Origin of the sequence: Cupriavidus sp. P-10 (genome assembly GCF_003402535.2) — a bacterium.
GTDB lineage: Bacteria > Pseudomonadota > Gammaproteobacteria > Burkholderiales > Burkholderiaceae > Cupriavidus.
Map to the genome: position 1 here is coordinate 178,993 of NZ_AP025173.1, position 13,619 is coordinate 192,611.

14 protein-coding genes are annotated in these 13,619 nt (G+C 61.0%); 7 read left to right on the forward strand and 7 right to left on the reverse strand.

The genetic code is table 11. From position 1 onward, the window contains the following. Positions 1–256: 256 nt before the first annotated feature. The 3 genes from CTP10_RS38405 to CTP10_RS38415 all read right to left on the reverse strand — a co-directional run bounded on the left by CTP10_RS38405 (position 257) and on the right by CTP10_RS38415 (position 2,715). A complete protein-coding gene (locus tag CTP10_RS38405) occupies positions 257–913 on the reverse strand; it encodes a 3-oxoacid CoA-transferase subunit B (RefSeq protein ID WP_058697617.1) in 657 nt (218 codons plus the stop codon). Then, positions 897–1,628 carry a CoA transferase subunit A gene (locus CTP10_RS38410; protein ID WP_058697682.1) on the reverse strand — a complete coding sequence of 244 codons (732 nt, stop codon included), beginning with the start codon at positions 1,626–1,628 and terminating at the stop codon, positions 897–899. Before CTP10_RS38410 ends, CTP10_RS38405 begins: the two co-directional genes overlap by 17 nt. Positions 1,629–1,815: 187 nt before the next feature. Beyond that, positions 1,816–2,715: a LysR family transcriptional regulator gene (locus tag CTP10_RS38415; RefSeq protein ID WP_058697616.1), complete on the reverse strand. Its 900-nt coding sequence runs from the start codon at positions 2,713–2,715 to the stop codon at positions 1,816–1,818. A 182-nt stretch (positions 2,716–2,897) separates the two neighbouring features. Here CTP10_RS38415 and CTP10_RS38420 point away from each other — a divergent pair, with 182 nt between their 5' ends. The 3 genes from CTP10_RS38420 to CTP10_RS38430 are packed head-to-tail and all read left to right on the forward strand — an operon-like array spanning position 2,898 to position 6,054. Next, a complete protein-coding gene (locus tag CTP10_RS38420) occupies positions 2,898–4,289 on the forward strand; it encodes a GntP family permease (RefSeq protein WP_058697615.1) in 1,392 nt (463 codons plus the stop codon). 54 nt (positions 4,290–4,343) lie between these two features. Beyond that, positions 4,344–5,159 (forward strand): enoyl-CoA hydratase/isomerase family protein, encoded by an 816-nt coding sequence (locus tag CTP10_RS38425; protein WP_058697614.1) that lies wholly within the window; start codon positions 4,344–4,346, stop codon positions 5,157–5,159. A gap of 10 nt (positions 5,160–5,169) precedes the next feature. Beyond that, on the forward strand, positions 5,170–6,054 hold the full coding sequence (locus CTP10_RS38430) for an NAD(P)-dependent oxidoreductase (protein WP_058697613.1): 885 nt from the start codon (positions 5,170–5,172) through the stop codon (positions 6,052–6,054). A 328-nt stretch (positions 6,055–6,382) separates the two neighbouring features. Here the strand turns inward: CTP10_RS38430 and CTP10_RS38435 are convergent, their stop codons facing one another. Beyond that, positions 6,383–6,958 carry a LysR substrate-binding domain-containing protein gene (locus CTP10_RS38435; protein WP_081050245.1) on the reverse strand — a complete coding sequence of 192 codons (576 nt, stop codon included), beginning with the start codon at positions 6,956–6,958 and terminating at the stop codon, positions 6,383–6,385. Between the two features lie 133 nt (positions 6,959–7,091). Between CTP10_RS38435 and CTP10_RS38440 the strand changes: the two genes are divergently transcribed. The 4 genes from CTP10_RS38440 to CTP10_RS38460 all read left to right on the forward strand — a co-directional run bounded on the left by CTP10_RS38440 (position 7,092) and on the right by CTP10_RS38460 (position 10,609). Then, positions 7,092–8,291: an MFS transporter gene (locus CTP10_RS38440; protein WP_058697681.1), complete on the forward strand. Its 1,200-nt coding sequence runs from the start codon at positions 7,092–7,094 to the stop codon at positions 8,289–8,291. Positions 8,292–8,318: 27 nt separating this feature from the next. After that, positions 8,319–8,462, forward strand: a complete 144-nt coding sequence (locus CTP10_RS38445; protein WP_176844242.1) for a hypothetical protein — start codon at positions 8,319–8,321, stop codon at positions 8,460–8,462. A 499-nt stretch (positions 8,463–8,961) separates the two neighbouring features. Then, positions 8,962–9,087: an Lrp/AsnC ligand binding domain-containing protein gene (locus tag CTP10_RS38455; RefSeq protein ID WP_256333796.1), complete on the forward strand. Its 126-nt coding sequence runs from the start codon at positions 8,962–8,964 to the stop codon at positions 9,085–9,087. A gap of 370 nt (positions 9,088–9,457) precedes the next feature. After that, the gene (locus CTP10_RS38460) at positions 9,458–10,609 is read left to right on the forward strand and encodes an NADH:flavin oxidoreductase/NADH oxidase (protein WP_058697611.1); all 1,152 of its coding nucleotides are present in this window, start codon (positions 9,458–9,460) and stop codon (positions 10,607–10,609) included. A 149-nt stretch (positions 10,610–10,758) separates the two neighbouring features. Here the strand turns inward: CTP10_RS38460 and yghU are convergent, their stop codons facing one another. From yghU to CTP10_RS38475, 3 genes are read right to left on the reverse strand one after another with little or no spacing between them, the layout of a single operon-like run. Beyond that, on the reverse strand, positions 10,759–11,622 hold the full coding sequence (yghU, locus tag CTP10_RS38465) for a glutathione-dependent disulfide-bond oxidoreductase (RefSeq protein ID WP_058697610.1): 864 nt from the start codon (positions 11,620–11,622) through the stop codon (positions 10,759–10,761). A gap of 48 nt (positions 11,623–11,670) precedes the next feature. Further along, positions 11,671–12,327: a glutathione transferase gene (gene yfcF, locus CTP10_RS38470; RefSeq protein ID WP_058697609.1), complete on the reverse strand. Its 657-nt coding sequence runs from the start codon at positions 12,325–12,327 to the stop codon at positions 11,671–11,673. A gap of 40 nt (positions 12,328–12,367) precedes the next feature. Then, entirely contained in the window at positions 12,368–13,468 is a 1,101-nt protein-coding gene (locus tag CTP10_RS38475; protein WP_058697608.1) for a Gfo/Idh/MocA family protein, read from the reverse strand. Positions 13,469–13,619: the final 151 nt, after the last annotated feature.

A 13,619-nucleotide genomic window follows, 5' to 3' on the forward strand; every position in this document is an offset into this window, starting at 1 on the left:
AGCGTGACCTACAGACTGGTTGTTTGCCGCGCGCTCAGGGCTCCATACAGTGGGCACATGGCTCCTCGTCAGCATCCGCAGCGTCTTCGAAGGTATGCTGATTCTGCAGCTAGCTGTGCATCACCTCGCATCGGATCAACATCGTTGCCGCCGGCTCCTCGTCACCGCCGGCATGGCCGGCTTTGGCTGACACATCGCAGATATACTTGCCGGGAGACAAGGCATCCGCATTCATCTTCAGACGTTCAGTACCTCGTTATACGGATAGAAAAGAACCGCTGGCATCGAAGCTCAGTGTTGGCTCAGTCCTCGCCTGGAGCACATCCCTGGAAACGCCCGGGGCCATCTCTCGGACGATGAGGCCGGCGCCAGTCACATCGATGACCGCCAGGTCGGTGATGATGCGGTTGACCACTCCCGCTCCGGTGAGCGGCAATGAACAGCGCTCCAGGATCTTCATCTCGCCATCGCGCGTGTTGTGTTCCATAACCACCACGACGCGGCGCACTCCACCGACGAGGTCCATCGCGCCACCCATGCCCTTGACCATCTTTCCCGGAATCATCCAGTTTGCCAGGTCCCCAGCCGCGCTGACCTGCATGCCTCCCAGGATCGTAAGATCCATATGACCGCCGCGGATCATCGCGAAAGACATCGATGAGGAACAGATGGATGCGCCTGGCGCCATCGTGATGGTTTGCTTGGCGGCATCGATCAGGTCAGGATCGATCTCGTCTTCATACGGAGGTGGTCCAATGCCGATCAAGCCATTCTCTGATTGAAGCCATACCTGCATGCCGTCCGGCACGTGCTGAACTATCTTCGTTGGCAACCCAATGCCCAGATTGACATAGTCCCCGTCGCGAAGTTCGGCGGCCGCCTTCGCGGCCATCTGGTCATGCGTCCACGCCATGTCTTGCCTCCTTGTTGTCGCGCGAGCGGAAGCTCTTGCGTTCGATACGTTTCTCCGGATTAGGAACAACAACCAGACGGTCGACAAAGATGCCGGGCAGATGGATCTCGTCGGGATCGAGCTGACCGACTTCCACAAGCTCTTCCACTTCCACCACCGTGATGCGCCCGGCCATCGCAACTTCCGGATTGAAGTTGCGGGCGGTACGGCCGAACATGAGATTGCCGGCACGGTCGGCGACTCGCGCCTTCACCAGCGCAATATCGGCCTTGAGGCCGCGCTCCATGACGTAGCGCTCGCCATCGAACTCGCGTACTTCCTTGTTGTCGGCCACGACGGTACCAACGCCCGTCCGTGTGTAGAACGCCGGAATGCCAGCGCCGCCAGCGCGCAGCCTCTCCGCCAATGTGCCCTGAGGATTGAATTCGAGCGCCAGTTCGCCGCTGAGGTACTGGCGCGCGAACTCCTTGTTCTCGCCTACATAGGACGCGATCATTTTGCTGATCTGACGAGTCTGGAGCAGCAGGCCCAGTCCAAAATCGTCAACGCCGGCGTTATTGCTGATACAGGTGAGACCGGTCACGCCGGTATCGCGCAATGCGCAGATCAGGGCCGCCGGAATGCCACAAAGCCCGAATCCTCCGACTGCTATGGTCTGTCTGTCCTCGACAATGCCATCGAGCGCGTCCATGGCGCTTCTGAATAGTTTGTTCATCTCCGTCACCATCCACTTCTGACAAGGGGTTCTGACAGATCAGTCGAGGAAGTCCGCCGACGTCGCTGTCGTGCTGCCCATTATTGTTCGTGCTTTTTTCAACAACAACGGCAACGAACGCAAGGTCGTTGTGCGCAGATGCACAAAGGATGACGGGAGGGTTGGGCGAAAGCGGTGTTGCGGCTAACTATCGCCGAAACTCGTCCGGGTGACGGGAAACGACTTCGCGAATGAAGTCCCACACACAGCGGATACGCCTGATCCGGAACAGGTCTTCGGGCGCGGCGATCCACAAAGTGCGCGTAATCAGCGGCTGGTCAGGGAAGATGCTGACGAGATCTGAGCCGGTGCCAGCGACATAAGGCGTCAGCAGGACCAGGCCCATCCCCGCTGCGGCGGCGGCCCGCTGGGCCAGGACGCTCGTCGTGGTGAAGTGCCGTCTGGGACTCGGCGTCAGCTCTTCGAGGATGCGATACCGCTCGCTGACCGAGCCGTCGTGGACGTAGTCCACGAACGCGTGCTCGGCAACATCGGCAAGCGCCCCGATCGCAGGGCGGGCCTTCAGATACGCCGGCGAGCCATAGAGGAAGTAGTCCACTTCAGCCAGGCGCGCCGTCGTATAGCGGCCGACCTGCGGCGGCTCCAGCGTCACCAGGATCTCGACCTCGCGCGTCACGAGGCTGGGAAACTGGGGCTGCGCCATCAACTCGACATGCAGATCGGGATGCCGGGCATGGAGATCCACCAGGCTGGGCGCCAGCACGTTGATGCCAAACGCCTCTGGCGTGCCAACCCGAACCGTGCCGACGACGTCGCCCGACTGGCCCTCGCTCTCTTCGATGGCGCCGAGCAACGCATTCTCCATCCGCTCCGCATGCGGAACCAGCGCCTTGCCGGCGTCGGTGAGGGAATAGCCATTGCGACGCCGGTCGAACAGCACCGTGCCCAGGCTTTCTTCCAGACGGTCAATCCGACGTGACACGGTCGAGTGCTCAACACCGAGCTTTTCCCCGGTCAGGGAAATCTTCCCGTTCCGCGCAAGTTCGAGAAAGAACCTGAAGTCGTTCCATTCCGGATGTTTCCGCATGGCATTTCCATATGTGCATGGACGCACAGTAATCTTGCATATTTGCCGTTGTCGTGCAAAAAAGCAATACACATAATCTCCAACACCTCGAGCCGACCCCGCCGGAACCAGACAGGGCGCGCCAGCGTAGCGACCGCCGCACTCGTTGCTCGAGGATCCCAAAATAAGTGTTGGAGACACCCATGTCCGTCGTTGTCGCGCTCGCCGCCCTGGCGTGCCTGATGGTGGCCGCCTATCGCGGCTACAGCGTCATCCTGTTCGCCCCGCTGGCCGCGCTGGGCGCTGTGCTGCTGACCGATCCGTCAGCGATCGCGCCGGTCTTCTCCGGCGTCTTCATGGAGAAGATGGTCGGCTTTGTGAAGTTGTACTTTCCCGTGTTCATGCTCGGCGCCGTGTTCGGCAAGGTGATCGAACTGGCAGGCTTTTCCGAATCGATCGTCGCCACCGCGATCCGGTATATCGGCTCTGCGCGCGCCAACCTGGTCATTGTGGCCGTCTGCGCACTGCTGACCTACGGTGGCGTGTCGGTGTTCGTGGTGGTGTTCGCGGTCTATCCGTTTGCCGCCGAGCTCTACCGTCAGGGCAATATCCCGAAGCGATTGATGCCGGGCGCCATCGCGCTGGGCGCATTCTCGTTCACGATGGATTCGCTGCCGGGCACGCCGCAGATCCAGAACATTATCCCGACCACCTTCTTCAAGACCACTTCGTGGGCCGCGCCGATGCTCGGCATTCTGGGGTCCCTGTTCCTTGTCCTGGTCGGCCTGTTCTATCTGGAATCCCGCCGGCGCGCCGCAGCCAAGCGCGGCGAGGGCTACGGCACTAACCTCCTCAATGAGCCGCAACGAGTGGAAAGAAGCAAGCTGCCTTCGCCGCTGCTGGCCATCCTGCCGCTGATTGTGGTCGGCGTGTCGAACTTCTGGCTCACGCGCCTGATTCCGCTCTGGTACGGCCACGCCCACAGCGTGTCGTTGCCGGGCTTGTCGAAGCCGGTCGAAACCAAGGTCGCAAGCGTGACCGCGATCTGGGCCGTGGAAGGTGCGCTGGTCCTGGGCATCGTCGTGGTGCTCGTGACGGCCTTCGGCGCGGTGCGCCGGCACTTTGCGGAAGGCACCAGGGCAGCCGTCTCGGGCGCGCTATTGGCGTCGATGAATACCGCGTCAGAGTACGGATTCGGTGGCGTGATTGCCGCGCTGCCAGGCTTCCTCGTGGTCAGCGACGCGCTGCGCGGCATTCCGGACCCGCTTGTGAACGCGGCCATTTCCGTCAGCACGCTGGCCGGCATCACCGGCTCGGCATCGGGCGGCATGAGCATCGCGCTGGCCGCAATGTCCGAAGCGTTCATTCAGGGTGCGCACGCCGCGCAGATTCCGCTGGAGGTACTGCATCGCGTGGTCTCGATGGCCAGCGGTGGCATGGACACGCTGCCCCACAACGGCGCGGTCATCACGCTGCTGGCCGTCACCGGCCTCACGCACCGCGAATCGTATCGCGACATCTTCGCCATTACCTTGATCAAGACGCTTGCCGTGTTCTTCGTGATCGGGGTGTTCTACACAACCGGACTGCTCTGACGCGCCGGGCCCGCTTCCGGCTTCTCGCTGTTTATTCAAAGGATGAAAGCTGCCATGAATCATCGCACCTTGTATCAGGACTACCAGAACATTGCATTCGACCGTCCCGCCACGGGCGTACTTCGCCTGACCCTCAACAAGCCCGAGCGCATGAATGCACTGGATTCGCGTGGACATGCCGAGCTGGCCGAAGTCTGGAAGGGGATCGACAGCGACCCGGAGGTCAGCGCGGTCGTCCTGTGCGGCGCAGGCCGGGCCTTCTCCGCCGGTGGCGACTTCGAGATGATTCGCGAGATGACGGAGGACTTCGACGTCCGGACCCGTGTCTGGCGTGAAGCCCGGGACCTGGTCTACAACATCATCAACTGCTCGAAGCCGATCGTCTCGGCCATTCACGGTCCTGCGGTCGGCGCGGGACTGGTGGCCGCCCTGCTCGCGGACATCTCGATCGCGGCCAGATCCGCACGCATCGTCGACGGCCATACCCGGCTGGGTGTCGCGGCGGGAGACCACGCAGCCATCGTGTGGCCCCTGCTCTGCGGCATGGCAAAAGCGAAATACCACCTGTTGCTCTGCGAGCCGCTCAATGGCGAAGAGGCGGAATCGATCGGGCTGGTTTCGCTGTGCGTCGACGAGGCCGCGCTTCAGGACAAGGCGGTGGAAGTGGCCACACGGCTCGCATCGGGGGCTCCGTCGGCGATTCGCTGGAGCAAGTATGCGTTGAACAACTGGCTGCGTCAGGCCGGCCCGATTTTCGACACCTCGCTGGCACTGGAATTTATCGGCTTTGGCGGTCCCGAGGCACGCGAAGGGCTGGCCTCCCTGCAGGAAAAGCGCGCGCCGGCATTCTCGCAGCGCTCTTCGGTCTGAAGGAGATGAAATGATGGAAATGAAGAGGGTGGCCTTTGTCGGCGCTGGAAGCATGGGCGCGCCCATGGCTCGCTGTGCGCGGCGCGCAGGATTCGATCTCATCGTCTGCGATCGGAATCAGGCCGTGCTCGACGCCTTTTCGGGCGAGGGAGCGCGCGTGACAACCTCGGTGGCGGAATGTGCCTCTGCAGATGCGATCATCGTCCTGCTAGCCAACGACGCTCAGATCCTGGAAGCGATGCTCGGGCCGGGCGGACTTGCAGACGCCTTTCCGGCGGGACACCAGCCAGTCGTTTGCATGATGAGCACGACCTTGCCCGATACGCTCCAGACCATCAGCGCCGGCTTGCGTGCTTCCGGGGCACGCCTCATCGATGCGCCCGTCAGCGGTGGGATCGTGGGCGCAGAACAAGCCACGCTCACGGTCATGATGGGGGGCGATCCAGAAGATGTGGCTGCTGTGATGCCGTTGATGAGATCGATGGGAAAAAACATCTTCCACTGCGGGGCCCTTGGCTCTGGCGAGGTTGTGAAAATCATCAACAACATGCTTTGTATCGCAAACATGTTCCTGACGGCTGAAGCCATCGACCTGGCGGAACGCTATGGCGTCAGCTTTGAGAGCCTCGCCCCCATTCTGAATGTCAGTACCGGACGCAATTTTCTTACCGAAGATGCCGGGATTGGCCGAAGCCAGTACGCCGCATGGGCCCGATCCGAAGCCGCATTCACTTCACTTCACAATGTCGTCAGCAAGGACCTGCACCTGGCAAAGAAGCTGGCGGATACGACCGGTATCGATTTGCGGTTACTGGATCGGGTCTCCCAGTATCTCGACAGCACCGATAGCCAGGCAATGCAACGATGGATGCGCCATGGTCACGTAGTTGCTTGAACCACGCTCATCTGAGGTGATGAAGACGCGGCTTGCGCCGTTCGAGGCATTGCCACTTCGCGGATTCGATCACGCGCTTTGCGCGTGGTCTAGGGTTGGCGCGCAGCGCCGACCGGAGCAGCGCAGAGCAGGAGATCGACGCAATGAACGGTCTGCACCAGCAACTTGAGACAGCAAATGAGCCGTACTGGCCCGCCATGTATTTTCATGATCGTGAAACTATGTCAGTTTGGGTGATGGTCACCTAAGGCAGGAGGGCCGTACCGACTGGCACGCACCTCTGCTAGCCGCATACAGGATGTAGGCTTGTACCGGGCGACATGGAGCGTTAGGTCTTCCGGCTGAACAGGCCAAGAATGAAATCGCGCGCATGAACGATGCGTGGATTGCGCATCGAGGCCTTGTTCCATACCAGATAGAGGTTGTTGGTCGGCGCGTCCTTGGCTCGGGTGACGGAAACCAGTCGTCCCGACGCCAGCGCCTCGGTGCACTGATAGTCGGGCAACACGCTCCACCCCTGTCCCTTGACGACCAGGTCCTGGATGATGCGCAAATCGGGGATGGTCAGCGCGGCCTGCAATGTCGGCGCAAATTGGAACATGGCCGCCCAGATCGGCCGGATCAATGGCAAATCCTCGTCATAGGCAATGAGCGGGAGCGCCGGAACGTCCGAAGATGGTCGAGGTGGCTCATGGCGTCGACTTATCGCCGCTGGCAACACGCTCGCGACGAAGATCAGGTAGTGTGACCGCGGCCTGTATGAAGCAGCGTCCACTTGCCTACCGTCGCACGCCAGCCGGGCTCCCGACAGTATCTCACCCATAAGAATATTTATCCAAGTCCTTAAAATTGATTCCTCCGTACTCGGAGCAGAGGTCAAGAAACGCTGCTCGGATGACAGCATCAGCTCGCCCAGCAGCAATAAGAATAATTATCCATAGACAAAAAAATAATAATTTTATCTATTTATGCAAGCGCTCTACGATTCGTATCAGTTGCGGCGTCAAGCCGCCCTCAAGGACAGTCGAGAGAGATCCATGCCATTTGTTGTTTACATCTTCACGCTCAGTGCGTTTGCACTGGGCCTCGCGGAGTTCGTTCCCATCGGCCTGACCGACGTCATGGCACACAGCCTGAACGTCGATATTGAGCAAGCCGGAAGCGCTGTGACGACGTACGCGCTGGGCGCGACCTTTGCCGCGCCAGTCCTGACGGCTTTGACGGCCGGATGGACGCGCAAGTGCACCATGCTGATGACCGTCTTAGTCTTCACCGTCGGCAGCCTGGCCGCGGCCGTCGCTACCAATCTGTCCACCTTGCTGATCGCGCGTTTCGTCGCTGGAATGGGGCACGGCCTGTTCCTAGCGGTTGCCTCCAGCACGGCAGCTCGTCTTGTGGGAGCGAAGAAGGCCAGCAGCGCTGTGGCCGTCGTATTCGGTGGCTTCACGATCGCCATGGCAATCGGCGTCCCGGTCAGCACTTACCTGGGCGGCACGATCTCCTGGCGCCCGGTGCTCGGCGCGATCGGGGCATTCGGTGCATTGGGCTTCCTGGGCTTACTGCTGGGCATGAAGGAGCCTCCGCAAACGCAGGGGCATGAAGGTTCGGACTCCGTCGGCCAGGCGTTGAAGGCGATCGTCGACCCCGTTCTGCTCTTCGCCGCCCTCGTGACGGTCCTGGGCTATGCCGGCTCGTTTACCGCCTACACCTACATCGCACCGCTGCTTACGAAGGTCACGCACGTCAGCAGCCAAACGGTCGGCATCTTTATGCTGGTCTATGGCGTGCTTGCCGCGATTGGCAACGTGATCGGGGGCAAGCTTACCGACCGACTCGGGGTAAACCGGGCAAGCGTAGCCTTGATCGCCGGCATTACCACCATCGCACTGGGCATGTGGGCGCTTGCCTCGTCATCCCCCGCAATGGGCATTCTTGTCGCGCTGCTGGGCATGTTCACCTTCGCTGCAGTGCCGGCCCTGCAAGCCCGTCTGGTCGGCGTCGCCGAGCAGCATGCTCCCCACGCCCATGGCGTGGCCGCCGGCCTGAACATCGCCGGCTTCAACTCTGGTATCGCGCTCGGTTCCCTGGTCGGCGGCATGACCCTCGGCACCCTGGGCGTTTCCTACACCGGCATCGCGGGCGCCGTGATCTCCACCCTCGGTTTGATGGTACTGCTTGTGCAACTGGCTCGCAGCGGGGGCGTTGACTACCGCGCGGTGGCCGGGACGGGTCACTAAGGCGCCGACACCAATCGAGCAGCATGGATGCTCAATAACGGCTATGACTTAGCCCTGGCCGAACAGGCCATCGCAGGCGGCAAGGCCGACCTGGACGCCTTCGGCCGGTCCGTATCAACAACCCCGATCTTGTCGAACGCCTGCACCATGGAACGCTGCTGGCCCGGGTGAACACCGACTGGTTGGATGGCGGCGCACAGGGCTACACTGACTACCCGACGCTGGAGAATCAAAGCTCCTGAGTACGGCTACCGAGTCGAGCTTAGGAGACTGGTCTGTCGTGCGAGGGTTTAAGGTGCGCCGGGCCAGGAACTCTACGCCGTCGATGTGCTCGGCCAGGCTCGCGCAGTCGCGGAAGGCCTGGTGCATCTGCGCGCCCCAAGCGCCGTGGTGGCAAGATCCTCATTGAGGCCGAGCTGAATCACCACGTCGTGGGCGGCGAGCTGCTTGGACGCCTTCCAGAGCTCCTGGTCGTATGCACCTAATGGGACCCGCGATAACCGGACACCAGCCAGGCGGTACAGAGGCCACGCACACTGTCGAGCTCACGCTGTATTATCGGCAGGCGAACCAGTGCCTGAATGCCTGTCAGGAATGTTCGCTGCTCGGCTGCTGCCAAACCCCATGCACCAGTAGCCTCGCTTGAGTAACCACGCGGGCCGCCGTGGTGGTGCCCGATATGGGCGCGTACCAGCACTTCCTGAGCAGGACACTGACCCGCATCCGGGGCGTTGAGCACATACGGTCCAGCTTTGCACTCAAGACCGTGCAGAACCGTACGTCCCCGATACTCTAGCGCGGGCCGGCGGCCAGCGGATGCTGGCACATCGCGGATCAGCCGAAGCCGCCCTATGGACACTACGGCTATTTTCAGCAGCGCCGCGCATCAGACTCTGCGCAATCTGCTCTACCACGGGCTGTCTCTGCGAACGACACACTGTAGTTTCTGCCGACACATGTGTCTTTCAGACGATTACCGGCTCTTCCTTCATCCGTAGCGGAACGCAAGCGTTGGTATCTGGCATGACGCTTGCTCAAGTAGCTCGCGCGGCCAAACTGGCTGACCCCATCTGACCTTTCAAAACCCGAACTTTTTCAAACCCACCTCTACGATGAAACCTCGCTTGATTCGAGGTCATATCTTGGTGTGGGCGTGTCTATCCTGAATGGAGAATCCTCCTTTGTCACCAGCCCTTTTCACCCCCCTTCGCGTGCGGAATCTTGATCTCCCGAATCGCATCGTCATTTCCCCGATGTGCCAGTACTCGGCTACCGATGGTTGCATGAGTGACTGGCACCTGATCCATCTCGGACAGCTATCCCTCTCCGGGGCCGCGCTCTTGACAATCGAAGCAACTGCTGTGGTGCCGGAGGGCCGCATTAGTTACGGCGACGTCGGTCTCTACAATGACGCAACAGAATCCTCCATGGCCAGGACCCTCGAAGGCGTGCGACGCTGGTCAGATATGCCCATTGCCATCCAACTGGCCCACGCTGGCCGCAAGGCTTCGACAGACATCCCGTGGCTTGGACGCAGTCAGATTCAGCCGGATCATGAAAACGGCTGGCAAACTGAGGCCCCATCTGCCATTCCGTTGGATTCCTCCTATCTGCCACCAACCGCTCTCGACAAGGACGGCCTAAAGCGGGTGCGAGATGCATTCGCCGCCGCGGCCAGACGCGCCGCCCGGCTCGGCATCGATGCCGTCCAGATTCACGCTGCGCATGGCTATCTCCTACACACGTTCCTGTCGCCACTTTCGAATCAGCGCACAGACGAATATGGGGGATCTCTGGAGAACCGCGCCCGCTTTCCGCTGGAAGTCCTCGACGCGGTTCGGGATGCCTTTCCTTCCGACCGCGCCGTTTCGGTCCGCATCTCGGCGACCGACTGGGTTGAAGGGGGCTTCACGCTCGATGAGGCTGTCGCCTTTTCGCAGATGCTCGAAGCCCGCGGGGCGGATGCCATTAACGTGTCGACTGGCGGCCTGCATCCCGCTCAGAAAATTGTGCTCGCGCCGGGCTACCAGGTGCCGCATGCACGCGCCGTCAAGGCCGCGGTGAAGATTCCGGTGGTCGCCGTCGGCCTAATCTCCGAACCCACCCATGCAGATGCGATTGTCGCCGCCGGCGACGCCGACCTGATCGGCCTGGCCCGGACGGTGATCTACGATCCGCGATGGCCGTGGCATGCCGCCGCCGCGCTTGGTGGAACGGCTACCGCTGTCCCCCAGTATCTGCGCTGTGTCCCGCAACTGCATCGCAACGCATTTCGGGCGCAGCACCAACATTCCTTTCTGAATGAGCAGGTGAGCTGAGGCATCGCAACCGGCGGAGCATCCTGTCCGTTCGGGATGCCCCGCCGGCCGCTCCTCAAGATCAGCAGGAACATCAGCAACCCCGCCAGCAGGAGCGACGAGTGACCACAGTACTTCTCACACGCTTCCTGGCATGAACCCGGACGATCTCAGCGCACCGCCCCCAGCTTGTCCTGTGTTCGGGTCTCAAAATCGCTGGCGTCATGGCGCTCATGCAACTGGCCGGCAGCCTCTCCGCTCAAGCGGTTGACCATGCGGCCCCGCTTTACCGCCGGCCGTTCCAGAATGGAATCAGCCCAGCGCCGCACGTGCCGGTAGTCTTGCACCGACAAGAACTCGGCGCCGTCGTAGAGCCAGCCATTCACCAGTCCCCCATACCACGGAAATGTCGCGATGTCGGCAATCGTGTATTGGCCGCCTGCCAGGTATTCGGTTTGCGCCAGCCGCTGGTCGAGCACATCGAGCAAGCGCTTGGCCTCCATGGCAAAGCGGTCGATTGCATACTCGATCTTGGTCGGGGCATAGGCATAGAAGTGTCCGAATCCGCCACCGACATAAGGGGCGCTTCCCATTTGCCAAAACAGCCACGACAGACATTCGGCGCGCGCGGCGGCGTCGGTCGGGAGGAACTCGCCGAACTTTTCGGCCAGATAAAGCAGGATTGCCCCGGACTCAAAGATTCGCAAGGGCTCAGCGCCGGAACGATCGACCAGTGCCGGGATCTTCGAGTTTGGATTGACCGCGACAAAACCGGTGCCGAACTGCTCGCCCTGGCCGATCCGGATCGGCCAGGCATCATACTCCGCGGCGGCGTGACCCAGCACCAGCAACTCCTCCAGCAGGATCGTTACCTTCTGGCCGTTCGGGGTAGCAAGCGAGTACAACTGCAGCGGATGACGGCCGACCGGCAACGCCTGTTCGCGGGTAGCGCCGGCAATCGGCCGATTCAAACTGACACCGCTCCTGTTCCAGGTCCAGACTTTGGGCGGCATGTAATCGGGAGGATTGTTCATTTCGTCACTCCGGGTGGCAACGGGTCTGTCGATGTCACACCGGCAGATTCACTCATGCCTGTACACAGGCAGCGGGTCGGGAGCCGGCCGTTTCAAATTGATCCAGCGTTGCACGGACGGTCGTTGCCACTGGTGCCCAGCGTAGTCGACCAGTCGTTGCGGAACAGGATCGCCACTCAGGATCAGGCGATTGAGCATGATGGCCAGCTCCAGGTCGGCCACACTCCATTCACCGAACAGTTGTGGCGCGCCGGCAGGGACCAGCCTGTCAGCGATGGCGAACAGCTTGTTCGCAGCCTCTTCTGCTTCGCTATCCAAGGGCTCTGCCCAAGTCTTGCAGAAGAGCCTGTCCGACGTACGGGCACGCCTGAGCGGCATCAGGTCCGTACGCAGCCACGACTGGACCTGCCGCGCCCGCGCCCGCTGCTGCGGATCTCGGGGATATAGCGCTGTCCCCGCGAACACCTCGTCGATGTACTCCGTAATGGCGGAAGACTCGGACAACGCGAATTCACCATGGACCAGAGTAGGCACCTTGCTTGTCAGTGACGCGGCTGCATAGGCGGGCGTATGCTGCGCTTTCCTGCCGAGGTCGATGGTGCATAGGTCAAATGGCAACCCCTTCTCGTGCAGGGCAACAAACACCGGCATTGCAAATGGGCTGACGAAGTTAGCATCTACGTAGAGCTGCAATCTGGCAGACATATGCAGATCCCTCCTCTCGGCTTGGCGAGCTTGGCTGAATTCAGGACAGCATGATGGAGACGCCGCCAGCGTTGGCGGATTCCAGCAGCGCATCCAGGACGCGCTGCGTTTTCTGCGCCACCTCTGGCCAGAACGGATCGCGTTTACCCGACAGGACGAGTTCGGCGAACGTCCGGTACAGGTTCGACTCCTGCGCGGTCGTGTGGTTGTTGCTGTACTCCGGCAGCGAGATCGTACGCTCGTGTTTCTCCAGGTTGAAGAAGCATCCGTTCCCGCCGAAGCTGTCGTTGCCTACCGTAAACGAGATCTCATTTCCGTAGTGCGGCAATACAAAGTCCTTCAGGTGCAAGTAGCCATTCAATCCGCTGATGTAGGCCCACTGCTGGCGGCTGGTGTTGAAAGCGTTGTAGAGCGTCGCCGAAACCCCATTGCCAAAGAACAGTTCACCCGAGAATTCGACAGGCGTCACACCTGAGCCGTCGGGTCGTTGCACGCCTTGCAGGATGCGGCCACGCACTTCAACAGGCAGGTCGTAGTTCAGGGCGAAGAGGATAAGCCGAATGTTGTACCAACCCACATCACCAAGGCAGCCGGCTGGTTCCGTCAGGCAGTTGCGCTGAATCCATCCGTCATCTCCAATGAAGCTGAAATGCGTGGCAATACGGCGAATCTCGCCAACACTGATGCCGTCATCAAGCACTGAGCGCATCGCCTGCAAGCGCGTCGAGTGCTGGAACATGACGCCGTCCATTACCTGCACGCCGGAGGCGTTGGCCGCATCGATGATCCGCTGCAGGTCGGCCGCCGTGATACCGCAAGGCTTCTCGATCACGATATGCTTGCCTGCCTGCGCCGCTTTGACCGCCCATTCGGTCCGGACGGCGGTCGGAAGCGGAATATAGAGGGCGTCGATGTCCTGACGCGCGATCAGCGCCTCGTACCCTTCGACTGCTTCCACGGCGTAAGGCGTGGGCACCGACGCCTGACATTCATCGATGAACCGTTGTGCGCTCTCAGCCGAGCGGCTACCGACCGCGACAATACGGCTGTTACCGGCATTAATGATTGCATGCCAGTTCTTCTTTGCGATGCTCGCAGAGCCTAGGATGCCCCAGTGGCAAGTTCCTTCAGCGGTGGTCATTACCCGCGTTCTCCTGATGACTAGGGATGTACAGATGATAGCCATGCCGTCTGCGCCGGCAAAATGAACTTTCTTTGTCGTCTTGTGAGTAAAACTTGACCATCGATGATTGCGTGGAAGACTGGGCCATGTGCGTTCGGTACAATGGAAA